Origin of the sequence: Acetobacter syzygii (genome assembly GCF_000964225.1) — a bacterium.
Taxonomy (GTDB): domain Bacteria; phylum Pseudomonadota; class Alphaproteobacteria; order Acetobacterales; family Acetobacteraceae; genus Acetobacter; species Acetobacter syzygii.
This window is the reverse complement of record NZ_BAMZ01000019.1, coordinates 106,488-116,531: the sequence shown is the minus strand read 5'-3', so window position 1 is coordinate 116,531 and position 10,044 is coordinate 106,488. Positions and strand designations below refer to the sequence as shown.

General features: G+C 55.6%; 11 protein-coding genes, 2 tRNA genes and 1 pseudogene. 5 read left to right on the top strand and 9 right to left on the bottom strand.

From position 1 onward, the window contains the following. From Absy_RS08080 to Absy_RS08070, 3 genes and pseudogenes are all read right to left on the bottom strand, one after another. Positions 1 to 200, bottom strand: a pseudogene (locus Absy_RS08080) (hypothetical protein); the annotation flags it as partial. A gap of 45 nt (positions 201 to 245) precedes the next feature. Further along, positions 246 to 371 carry a type B 50S ribosomal protein L36 gene (gene ykgO, locus Absy_RS08075; RefSeq protein WP_003625637.1) on the bottom strand — a complete coding sequence of 42 codons (126 nt, stop codon included), beginning with the start codon at positions 369 to 371 and terminating at the stop codon, positions 246 to 248. Between the two features lie 166 nt (positions 372 to 537). Beyond that, a complete protein-coding gene (locus tag Absy_RS08070; protein ID WP_048854215.1) occupies positions 538 to 1,467 on the bottom strand; it encodes a hydrogen peroxide-inducible genes activator in 930 nt (309 codons plus the stop codon). Between the two features lie 167 nt (positions 1,468 to 1,634). Between Absy_RS08070 and Absy_RS08065 the strand changes: the two genes are divergently transcribed. Together Absy_RS08065 and Absy_RS08060 are read left to right on the top strand one after the other, a co-directional pair. Next, positions 1,635 to 2,177, top strand: coding sequence for a peroxiredoxin (locus Absy_RS08065; RefSeq protein ID WP_048854214.1), 543 nt, complete (start codon positions 1,635 to 1,637; stop codon positions 2,175 to 2,177). A gap of 210 nt (positions 2,178 to 2,387) precedes the next feature. Continuing rightward, on the top strand, positions 2,388 to 2,915 hold the full coding sequence (locus Absy_RS08060; protein ID WP_048854242.1) for a carboxymuconolactone decarboxylase family protein: 528 nt from the start codon (positions 2,388 to 2,390) through the stop codon (positions 2,913 to 2,915). Positions 2,916 to 3,048: 133 nt separating this feature from the next. Here the strand turns inward: Absy_RS08060 and Absy_RS08055 are convergent. The 3 genes from Absy_RS08055 to ppa form a co-directional block, all read right to left on the bottom strand. Then, positions 3,049 to 3,125 (bottom strand) — tRNA-Asp (locus tag Absy_RS08055). A gap of 157 nt (positions 3,126 to 3,282) precedes the next feature. Continuing rightward, a complete protein-coding gene (locus Absy_RS08050; protein ID WP_048854241.1) occupies positions 3,283 to 4,104 on the bottom strand; it encodes a DODA-type extradiol aromatic ring-opening family dioxygenase in 822 nt (273 codons plus the stop codon). A 185-nt stretch (positions 4,105 to 4,289) separates the two neighbouring features. Beyond that, the gene (ppa, locus tag Absy_RS08045) at positions 4,290 to 4,817 is read right to left on the bottom strand and encodes an inorganic diphosphatase (protein ID WP_048854213.1); all 528 of its coding nucleotides are present in this window, start codon (positions 4,815 to 4,817) and stop codon (positions 4,290 to 4,292) included. A gap of 159 nt (positions 4,818 to 4,976) precedes the next feature. Between ppa and Absy_RS08040 the strand changes: the two genes are divergently transcribed. The 3 genes from Absy_RS08040 to Absy_RS08030 all read left to right on the top strand — a co-directional run bounded on the left by Absy_RS08040 (position 4,977) and on the right by Absy_RS08030 (position 7,365). Further along, positions 4,977 to 5,051, top strand: a tRNA-Ile gene (locus tag Absy_RS08040). Between the two features lie 76 nt (positions 5,052 to 5,127). Continuing rightward, positions 5,128 to 6,807, top strand: a complete 1,680-nt coding sequence (ettA, locus tag Absy_RS08035) for an energy-dependent translational throttle protein EttA (RefSeq protein ID WP_048854240.1) — start codon at positions 5,128 to 5,130, stop codon at positions 6,805 to 6,807. 60 nt (positions 6,808 to 6,867) lie between these two features. Continuing rightward, entirely contained in the window at positions 6,868 to 7,365 is a 498-nt protein-coding gene (locus Absy_RS08030; protein ID WP_048854239.1) for a GNAT family N-acetyltransferase, read from the top strand. A 55-nt stretch (positions 7,366 to 7,420) separates the two neighbouring features. On the opposite strand, the gene Absy_RS08025 is transcribed toward Absy_RS08030, so the two are convergent. The 3 genes from Absy_RS08025 to Absy_RS08015 all read right to left on the bottom strand — a co-directional run bounded on the left by Absy_RS08025 (position 7,421) and on the right by Absy_RS08015 (position 9,981). After that, positions 7,421 to 8,044, bottom strand: coding sequence for an MlaC/ttg2D family ABC transporter substrate-binding protein (locus Absy_RS08025; RefSeq protein ID WP_048854212.1), 624 nt, complete (start codon positions 8,042 to 8,044; stop codon positions 7,421 to 7,423). Positions 8,045 to 8,069: 25 nt separating this feature from the next. Continuing rightward, positions 8,070 to 8,918: an MlaA family lipoprotein gene (locus Absy_RS08020; RefSeq protein ID WP_048854238.1), complete on the bottom strand. Its 849-nt coding sequence runs from the start codon at positions 8,916 to 8,918 to the stop codon at positions 8,070 to 8,072. A gap of 241 nt (positions 8,919 to 9,159) precedes the next feature. Continuing rightward, complete coding sequence (locus tag Absy_RS08015; RefSeq protein WP_048854237.1) at positions 9,160 to 9,981, bottom strand: TerB family tellurite resistance protein; 822 nt, start codon at positions 9,979 to 9,981, stop codon at positions 9,160 to 9,162. Positions 9,982 to 10,044 lie beyond the last annotated feature (63 nt).

Sequence of the window (10,044 nt, the reverse complement as noted above, 5' to 3'; positions counted from 1 at the left end):
CCTGTGCCTGTGCCTGTGCCTGTGCCTGTGCCTGTGCCTGTGGGCGCAGTGGAGGGTTGGGCAGCATGGTGTGCAGACTGGGGCGTGTTGGGCGCTGTATCGGCCCACACGGCGGTGGGCTGCACTGCCATAAGGGCAATGGATAGGCCATAAAACAGAAACCCGTTCCTTCGGTAGCCGAGGGAACGGGCTCTATGCATGATTATCATGGTAAGCTGACCCCTAGGGGCTAGGCCAACCATAGATTAGCCCTGACGGGCCTTCATGCGGGGGTTCTTTTTGTTGATGACGTAAACCCGGCCACGACGACGAACCACACGGCAGTCTTTGTCGCGCACCTTGGCTGACTTCAGGCTATTTCTGATTTTCATGGCCCGTATTCTCCGCCGATGCTGCTCAATGCATGAATAAGTTGGCTCGGCACATACCGGCCCCGTGCGTCTGAGTCAATATTCCCCGCATTTATCGCACATTTTTCTTGTGCATTTTGTAACGATAAATACGTTTTTGTGGTGCTGGCTGGTGTAAATGGCGCGCTTATTCCGGTTCTGGCGCAAGTGTGAGGAGTGTGCCGGCCAGTGTTGAAAAATCTGTAGCCCGTGGGGAACGGGGCCGCCATGCCAGCCCGATGGTGCGCCATGTAGCACCACCAGCAAGGGGGCGGGCCAGAACATTGCGATTGAGCAGAATGCCTGCATCAATGGCCAGGGCGGGCATGATGGCGATTCCCAGACCCAGTTCCACCATTTCCACCATGCTGTGGAGCGACATGGCGGTAAATGTTGTCTCACTCTCGCCCTCTGAACCGCTGCGGCTGGGGCTTTGGCGGCAAATGGCCAATATTTGCTCGCGCAGGCAGTGGCCGTCTTCCATCATCACCATATTATAATCGGACAGGCGGTCCGCAGGCACATGCTCCAGTGCTGTCAGAGGGTGGTTGGCTGGCATGATGACGTAAAACGGGTCCTGCCAGAGCGGATGGGTTTCCGTGCCATCACACAGGCAGGGCATGGCAAGGACCAGCATGTCCAATTGCCCCAGAGAGAGTTTTTCCAGCAGATGTTCTGTGGTGTCTTCCGTCAGGGAAAGCAGCAGACGTGGAAAATGCTCCCGCAAGGTGCGAACCGTGCGGGGGATCAGGAATGGGCCAATTGTGGGAATAACACCGAGTCGAAGCGGGCCAGTCAAAGGGGTGCGGGCAGCGGCGGCCAGTTGGGGCACAGCCTCCAGTGCCGCCAGTGCCTGCCGGGCTTTAAGGGCTATTTCATGCCCAAGGGGGGTAAAAACCACCTTTTTACCCACCGTCCGGTCCAGCAGAGGGGCATCCAACTGGCGTTCAAGGGTCATGATTCCAGCGGACAGGGTGGATTGGGTTACGGCACAGGCCGTTGCTGCCCGGCCAAAGTGGCGTAATTCGGAAAGGGCGATCAGGTAGCGGAGCTGCTGGGCGGAGGGAAGGGGGAGCATGGCCGAGTCCTACCTGAAAACCGGAGAATGGTTAATCGATACACTCAATTATTCTTATATAAAATATTCATTGGATTAAATGAAAAAGGCAGGCCATACATACTTGCACCGCCTGACCCACCGTAAAGATGGTTCAGGCACAGTGCCAGAAACTAAGGAGCAAACATATGCTGACCGTTGGCGATAAGTTTCCCAGCTTTGATCTGACCGCAGTTCCCGGTGGGCCGGAAGGCCTTAAAGGCGACTTCGTTCAGATTTCTGACAAGTCCGATGCCGGTAAGTGGAAGGTCGTATTCTTCTGGCCGAAGGACTTCACCTTTGTCTGCCCGACCGAAATCGTGGCTTTTGGCAAGCTGTCCAAGGACTTCGCAGACCGTGACGCCGTTGTTTACGGTGTGTCCATTGATAGCGAGTTCGTGCACCTGAACTGGCGCCTGCACCACGCTGACCTGAAGGATCTGCCGATCCCGATGCTGGCGGACATCAAGCGCGAGCTGACCGAAGGTACGGGCGTTATGGCAAAGGATGCCGGTGTTGCTCTGCGCGCCACCTTTGTTGTCGATCCTCAGGGCATTATTCGCCATGTATCTGTGAACGACCTGTCTGTTGGTCGTAACCCGCAGGAAATCCTGCGTATTCTGGACGGTCTGCAGAGCGATGAGCTGTGCCCGTGCAACTGGAAAAAAGGCGACGACTTTATCAAAGTCTGATCCTGATTATTCTTCCGGTCCGTTATGGCGGGTCGGGGGTGGTGCGGTGGGCTGCCGTTATGTGGCCCCCGCCAGCCACTCTTTTAAACGACAGGGGCCAGCAGGCCTGAGGTCGACAGTTTTGCGCTCCAAGCTGCGCGTTACGTGTTCCAGTTCCTACGCATTGGTCTGGCACCGTTTTCCCCCAAAATAAATATGACGGAAAAAGCCATGTCTATTGATGCCCTTAAAGATCGTATTCCCGATTACGCCAAGGATCTGCGGCTGAATCTGGGGTCTTTGGCGAGCGACATCTCCCTGACCCCACAGCAGCTTGGTGGCACGTTTGTTGCTTCTGCCCTTGCTGCCCGGAATGATGCGGTAACGCGTGAGATTGTTGCCCAGTTCCGCGATGTGCTGTCCGAACAGGCGTTGGCTGCGGCACAGTCTGCCAACGCGATTATGGGCATGAACAACATTTACTACCGCTTTGTGCATATGGCGGGTGGTGAATACGCCAAAATGCCTGCGCAACTGCGTATGAGCGTGATTGGTAACCCCGGGGTGGATAAAGCAGACTTTGAGCTATGGTGTCTGGCGGTATCCATTATCAATGGGTGCGATCTGTGTGTGACCAGCCACGAAAAAATCGTGCGTGATGCACTGGGGGCTGGTGCTGTGCAGACTGCTGCGCGCATTGCTGCCACAGTCCACGCCGTTGCTGTGACCTTGCAGGGTGCGGACGCATTGCAGCAGTAAAAGCTGGTAGTTTTAGGCAGATTATCCTGATGCCGGTCGTGCAGACGACCGGTGAAGGTAAGGTATTTTTTCGATTAAAAGAAGAAAGGGGGGCTTCGCGCCACTTTGAAAATTACAAAAATGTAAAGGAAAGTGGCGCGAGTGACGGGGCTCGAACCCGCGACCTCCGGCGTGACAGGCCGGCGCTCTAACCAACTGAGCTACACCCGCATTTTCAACGCTCACTCGTTGTGTGCGTTGGTATGTGGGGCTTTATAACGATGTTTTTTTCTTTGGCAACAGGCATTTCACAAAAAAACGTAAAGATTTTCATTTTTGTTGGCATGTCGCCCGGTATGGGCAAAAAAATGCCCGTAATCCGGCAGACTTACCCAAACCGGTAGCCTGACAGGGCTTTGCCCAGAACCGTATCGCTATAAATCTGTTGCCCGTTATCCTGTCCGGCGGCCCCAGCCGCAACCATAAGGGGGAGCAGGTGCTCTTCCCGTGGGTGGCAGAGCTTGGCGCCGGGGGCCTGTGCCCATTGTGCAAGCAATCGGCTGCGTTCTGGTGGTGGGGCAGTTACGGCACGCGTCAACCAGGCATCAAACTCTTTTGCAGGCTGGTTGGTTAGGGGGGAGCCGTTCATGAAGTGGGCAAGGTTGTGGTAGCTCATGCCTGTGCCAACAATAAGCACATTTGCTGCGCGTAAAGGCTCAAGGGCAGCCCCGATGGCCATGTGCCGGGCCGGGTCCAGTGTGCTGAGCAGGGACAGCTCCACAACAGGAATGTCTGCCTGTTCAAAAGCCAGCATAAAGGGAATGAACACCCCGTGGTCAAACCCGCGCTGGGCATTGTCCGCACTGGTAATGCCAGCATCGGCAAGCAACATACGAATGTGTTGTGCCAGTGCCGGGCTGCCGGGGGCGGGGTACTGCAACGTGTATGTATGGGGTGGAAAGCCGTAGTAATCGTAGATCAGTTCGGGGTGGGCGCTGGTAGTTACGGTGGCCACCTGTTCTTCCCAATGACCAGAGACGACAACAATAGCATCTGGTTTTTGGGGGAGTGTGCCACACAGTCCGCGCAGAAAATCCGCCATATGGTCCCATGTCTGGGGCCAGTCCATAAAAAAGCACGGCCCACCCCCGTGGGGGATAAACAGGGTCGGTTGTTTGTGCGCGTGAGCGGAAGAGCCAATGGCAGGCATGAACATCCCCTTGGAAAAATAAGAGTTCTCGGGTGTTGTTCAGAGCATGGCGTAAAATGGATCGGCTGATAATCGGGTAGATGCGCAAGACATCTCACACCATCAGTGTGAATGTGGTGTGGAAGAGGCAGGCAGACTGGTAATAATGGCTGTCCTGCCTGCCGTAAGTCATGTTGTGGTGGGTCTTATTTGGTCTTGGCCGCTTCCAGCGCCTTGACGATGAAAGCCCCTGCTTCTTCCTTGGAGCCCCAGCCGGTCACTTTAACCCACTTGCCTTTTTCAAGGTCTTTGTAGCGTGTGAAAAAGTGTTCAATGGCTTTAACCGTAATTTCGGGCAGGTCGTCCGTGGTTTCGACCTTGGAGAATTCCGGGTGTACCTTGTCATGCGGGACACAGATGATTTTTTCATCCTGCCCGGATTCGTCTTCCATCTTCAGCACGCCAATTGGACGCGCACGAATAACGCTGCCCGGTACCACGTTGGAAGGGGTCAGAACCAGCGCATCCGTCGGGTCACCATCGGCTGCCAGCGTATTGGGGATAAAACCATAAGCCGTTGGGTAGGCCATAGGTGTAAACAGAAAACGATCCACGAACAGAGCGCCACTTTCCTTGTCAATTTCGTATTTGACCGAGGAACCCTGCGGGATTTCAATAACGACATTGATGTCGAACGGTACATCCTTGCCGGGAGAAAGTTTGGAAACGTCCATGAACACTGCTCCAACTCATAAATCAAAGGTAATGGAGCAGACCCTATCCGCCCGCCTGCGGCTTGCCAAGAGCCGGAGCATAAACCGGAGAATATATGGATTTTCCTGCGCCAGACCCTTGCCAAATGGCGCTGGTTGCGTAAATCAGTACTCGCCTGCGCGCCCGTAGCTCAATTTGGTTAGAGCGGGCCGCTCATAACGGCTTGGTTGCGGGTTCAAGTCCTGCCGGGCGCAGGCTGTTCCAGCCTACAGTGCAGCCTGTGACCGTTTTATTTTTTCAGCTTTAGTCCGCATACGGGAGTTCATCATCATGGCATCCTATCAATACGTCTATGTGATGAAGGATCTGACAAAATCCTATCCCGGTGGGCGCGAAGTGTTCAAGGGGATCACCCTTTCCTTCATGCCCGGTGCCAAAATTGGTATTCTGGGTGTTAATGGTGCGGGTAAGTCCACCCTGCTCAAGATCATGGCAGGGATTGATAAGGAATATGGTGGGGAAGCCTGGGCCGCCGAGGGCGTGCGTGTTGGCTACCTTGAGCAGGAACCCCAGCTCGACCCCAAACTGACTGTGGGCGAAAATGTTGCTCTGGGTTTTGGCGACCTGAAAAAAGCGGTGGATCGTTTCAACGAGATTTCTGCCCGTTTTGCCGAACCCATGGAAGACGATGAAATGAATGCCCTGCTGGCTGAACAGGCCGAATTGCAGGAAAAAATCGATGCGGGTGATGGCTGGGAGCTGGACCGCAAGCTGGAAATTGCGCTGGATGCCCTGCGCTGCCCGCCAGCGGATAGCTCGGTAGAAAAACTCTCCGGTGGTGAGTGCCGCCGTGTGGCGCTGTGCCGCCTGCTGCTGGAAAAACCTGACCTGCTGCTGCTGGACGAACCAACCAACCATCTGGACGCCGAAAGCGTGGCATGGCTGGAAAAAACCCTGCGTGACTACGATGGCACGGTGATGGTGATTACCCATGACCGTTACTTCCTGGATAACGTGACCAACTGGATTCTGGAAATCGAGCGTGGTCGCGGCATTCCGTTTGAAGGTAACTATTCTTCCTGGCTGGAACAGAAGCGTAAGCGCCTGTCGCAGGAGGAAAAGGAAGAAAGTGCGCGCCAGCGTGCCCTTGCCGCCGAGCAGGAGTGGATTAACGCCAGCCCTAAGGCCCGCCAGAGCAAAAGCAAGGCCCGTATTGCCAAGTATGAGGAAATGCTGGCCGCCAGCGCCGAGCGTGTGGGCGGTGTGGCCGATATTGTTATCCCCCCCGGCCCGCGCCTTGGTGGTACGGTAATCGAAGCAGACAACCTGACCAAAGGGTTTGGGGACAAGCTGCTGATTGATAATCTGAGCTTCAAGCTCCCACCGGGTGGCATTGTGGGTGTTATTGGTCCTAACGGTGCGGGTAAATCCACCTTGTTCAAAATGATCATCGGGCAGGACAAGCCGGATGCGGGCGAACTGAAAATCGGGGAAACGGTCAAGCTTGGCTATGTTGACCAGTCGCGCGATGATCTTGCCCCCGATAAAACGGTCTGGGAAGAAATCTCAGGCGGGACGGATGTTATCTATCTGGGCAAGCGGGCTGTTCCATCCCGCGCTTATGTCGGGGCTTTTAACTTCAAAGGTTCCGACCAGCAGAAAAAGGTGGGCGTACTCTCCGGTGGTGAGCGTAACCGCGTACATCTGGCCAAAATGCTCCGGCAGGAAAGCAACGTGATCCTGCTCGACGAACCGACCAACGATCTGGACGTGGACACACTGCGTGCATTGGAAGATGCTCTGGCTGAGTTTGCAGGCTGTGCCGTGGTTATCTCCCATGACCGCTGGTTCCTTGACCGTCTGGCAACGCATATTCTGGCGTTTGAAGGTGATTCCCACGTTGAGTGGTTTGAGGGTAACTTCCAGGCTTATGAAGAAGACAAGCGCCGTCGTCTTGGCCCGGATGCCACGGAGCCGGGACGTATTCACTACAAACCACTTGCCCGCTAAAAGGGTGCATGTATGGAGGCTCCGCCATGGGGCCTCCTTTTGTTACGGGGGCTGAGCGCTGTGGATTTACGCTCGGTCCGCACACCACGCCTGCTCCTTAAACCCGTTACATGGCGGGATATGGATGATATGGCCCGTCTAAAGGCCGATGGTGGGGCTTTTGGCCAAATGCTGGGTGGTGTTTGCACCCGCCAGCAGGCTGAGTGCGAAATGGCGGATGACATTGCCTTTTGGGCCTGTCATCGCGTTGGTATTTTTACCATTCATGAAAATGGCCAGTTTGTTGGTATGACCGGCATCCATGACCGACCAGATGGCCGTGGGTTTGGGCTACGCTTTGCCTTGTTCGCCCATGCAAGAGGGCGGGGTATTGCGCGCGAGGCCGCCAATGCGGCCCTGAACTTTGCACACGATGCTGGCTTACACCGCGTTATTGCCGTTGCTGCGGAAAGTAATGTGGCGTCCCGTACTATTCTGGGCGGTATTGGGATGCACGTGTGTGAGACATTTTCCAGAAATGGGCAAACCATGATGGTTTACGAGAGTAAGCGCACATAAAAAAGGCACCCCTGAGGGTGCCTTTTCTGGTTTTGTATACGGATTGTACGACCGTTTAGTCGGCAGGCTGTGCGTGGCGGTCCAGCTGCTTTTGCAGGGCGGACAGCAGCGTATCCACATTGCCACCATTGCGTGCGATAAAGGAGGAATAGTCGTTGCGCTGGGTCAGGCGCAGGCTCGCTCCTTCGCCAATGACGTCCACAACCTGAGGTTTCCCGCTATCATAGCTTACAATCCACTGCATGGCTGCGGGGGGCTGTTGTGGGCGCACGAGGGTGGCGCTGACCGAATCTTCACTCCCAACCTTGCTGACATCCCCAATCGTAAAGCTGACACCACGGTACTCACCCAGCTTGTCGGTAATGGCGTTAACCAGAACCTGATGGAAAAGGGTCAGGTAATGCTGCTTCTGTTCAGCTGTGGCAATTTTCCAGTAGCGGCCAAGGCAGTAGCGACCGATTCCGTCAATATCCACGTTTTTCTGCACCAAAGGTAGGACTTTGGTCTTCTTTTCGGCCAGTGGAACAGGGCTGTTCACAACGGCGACAAGCTGGTTGCCAAAACTTTGAATGAACTGCTTGGCGTTATCCGCTGCACGGGCAGGCAGGGCAAACAGTCCGCTGGCGCATGTCAGGGCCAGAGTGGCAAGAACAATACGGCGACCAGAAAGAAGTTTCATGTCTGCGCTACCTTCTTGTTGTTAGTTATTGATACCAGTCCGGCACGGTGGCGCGATGGTCATTTTTAATGGCCTCGGCCTGAGCCTTGCGCTGCTGCTGGTATGCGCTACGGATGGTGGCGTATGGGTCCAGCGCATCACGCTGCAAAGCGTCCAGATCTTCCAGATGCTCGGAGCGTCCATGCACGACACCCATCATGTTATAGGCCCAGTTAAAGCTGACCAGCCCATAACCACGAGGGACATAATCCCAGGGGGACAAGCCCTGGTCAATGCCGTAGCCAATACCATCGCGGAAGGATGATGGGCCCATAGGCAGGAACAGGTAAGGACCGGAGGAAATGCCCCAGTTGGCCATGGTCAGGCCGGCATCGTTATCGTGGTGGGGGTAGCCTGCCATTTTGGCGACATCAATCAACCCACCAATGCCTACGGTCATGTTAATGCACCAGCGCACGAACGAGTCCCCCGCCCGGCGTGGCTTGCCTGCGCCCACGTCGTTAAAGAAGACGGAGGGTTCGTTCATGGTGGTGATCATGTTGCCCAGCGAATTGCGTACGGGGCGCGGGACGGCCCACACATACGCTTTGGCAACTGGCCGCAAGGCCCATTTATCGAACTTCATGGTCATGTTGAAGACCTTGCGGTTCAACGGTTCGTATGGGTCGTTGGCGGCCTTGTATTCAGCCAGTGCATCAGGGTCTTTGGGAACAGGGGCTTTAATGGAACTGCATCCCGTGGTGCCAACCATGACCAAGCCAAGGCAGAGTGTTCCCAGACGGAAACGGCGATATGCCGAGGAACCTTCCCGCGTCTGATCATGCTGATCCTGAGCGCGAGGGCGGAGCCGTGAGCCGTTCCGTCCTGAAATCATTGCCACCTTTACCTTTGCCTTGTGACGTCCGCATGGTCTGCTGAACAAACCTGTTATTGCTGCCTTCTCTACCATGAGAAACGCAGGGTGCAATGGCAGGGCTTCTCTGCGTAGAGGGCAGGGGACAAAAATAGCCCTTTGCATGTTGCCTTTTTGCCGTGATGGGCGGATTTTTGCAACCGCTGTTGCCAGAAAGTCGCACATCCTGCTCAGGATGTGATGGATGGTGGGGACTCCGGCGCTACAGTCCCCGCTCACGCTTGATAATGTCCCATGCAGCGTTGATTTTGGATATACGGACCGATGCAATCTGGATTTCCTCGGCACTGGCGTTGCGGGCGGCCATGACATCCGGATGGTATTGCCTGACGAGTTTTTTCCAGTGTGCGCGCAGTTCCTCGTTGGGGAGGGAGGCGCTGACACCCATAATGGTATAGGCATCCTCTTCCCCCATTGCGGCTCGCGCCCGGCCCTGTTCGGCCCGTTCCCATGCGCCGCGGCCCAGACCGAACTGGGCATGAACGCGTTTGAGAAAGCGCAGTTCCTCCGGGGCGAGTGGTTCGCCATCAGCCAGATCGGCACGGGCAATGGCGAACAGAATACCCATCAGGTCTTCAAGTGGTGGTTTATCTTTGGCGTAAGCCTGCCCCAGTTCCCGGGCAAATGCCTCGTAGTCGTCTGTCCGTTGGCGCGCCATGTCAAACAGGCGGCCAATGTCGCGCATGTTTTCATCAGGAACGCGGAAGCGTGTTTTAAAGGCGTTGATTTCCCGCCTGTTAACAGGTGCATCGCATTTGGCCAGTTTGGCGCATAGAATAACGCATGTCAGGCCGTAGAGCTGCTCTTTTTTGCCCAGTGTTGCCGCCAGTTTGGCAGCAACAAAAGCTGCGGCCCCGTTAGGGTCCGGGCGGGTTGTCCATCGGTCGCCCCAGCCCATGGCCGGTGGATGCAGCAGGGTGCCGCTATCCGCTGCATGGCCTAAAGCCGTGCCCAATGCTGCACCAATTGGTCCGCCAACGGCAAAGCCGGTTACGCCACCAAAAATTTTGCCCCATATCGCCATAAGCTCTTTTACCATGTTCTGGAGTGGAACCCTAGCCTGAGGAAAGATCACAAAGGATGGGCA

Excerpts from the sequence above, each read along its gene's own strand:
- ppa (WP_048854213.1), bottom strand. The coding sequence starts at position 4,817 with ATGGACGTTTCCAAACTTTCTCCCGGCAAGGATGTACCGTTCGACATC.
- Absy_RS08020 (WP_048854238.1), bottom strand. The coding sequence starts at position 8,918 with ATGATTTCAGGACGGAACGGCTCACGGCTCCGCCCTCGCGCTCAGGAT.
- Absy_RS08065 (WP_048854214.1), top strand. The coding sequence starts at position 1,635 with ATGCTGACCGTTGGCGATAAGTTTCCCAGCTTTGATCTGACCGCAGTT.
- Absy_RS08060 (WP_048854242.1), top strand. The coding sequence starts at position 2,388 with ATGTCTATTGATGCCCTTAAAGATCGTATTCCCGATTACGCCAAGGAT.
- Absy_RS08015 (WP_048854237.1), bottom strand. The coding sequence starts at position 9,981 with ATGGCGATATGGGGCAAAATTTTTGGTGGCGTAACCGGCTTTGCCGTT.
- Absy_RS08050 (WP_048854241.1), bottom strand. The coding sequence starts at position 4,104 with ATGCCTGCCATTGGCTCTTCCGCTCACGCGCACAAACAACCGACCCTG.
- Absy_RS08070 (WP_048854215.1), bottom strand. The coding sequence starts at position 1,467 with ATGCTCCCCCTTCCCTCCGCCCAGCAGCTCCGCTACCTGATCGCCCTT.
- ykgO (WP_003625637.1), bottom strand. The coding sequence starts at position 371 with ATGAAAATCAGAAATAGCCTGAAGTCAGCCAAGGTGCGCGACAAAGAC.
- ettA (WP_048854240.1), top strand. The coding sequence starts at position 5,128 with ATGGCATCCTATCAATACGTCTATGTGATGAAGGATCTGACAAAATCC.
- Absy_RS08025 (WP_048854212.1), bottom strand. The coding sequence starts at position 8,044 with ATGAAACTTCTTTCTGGTCGCCGTATTGTTCTTGCCACTCTGGCCCTG.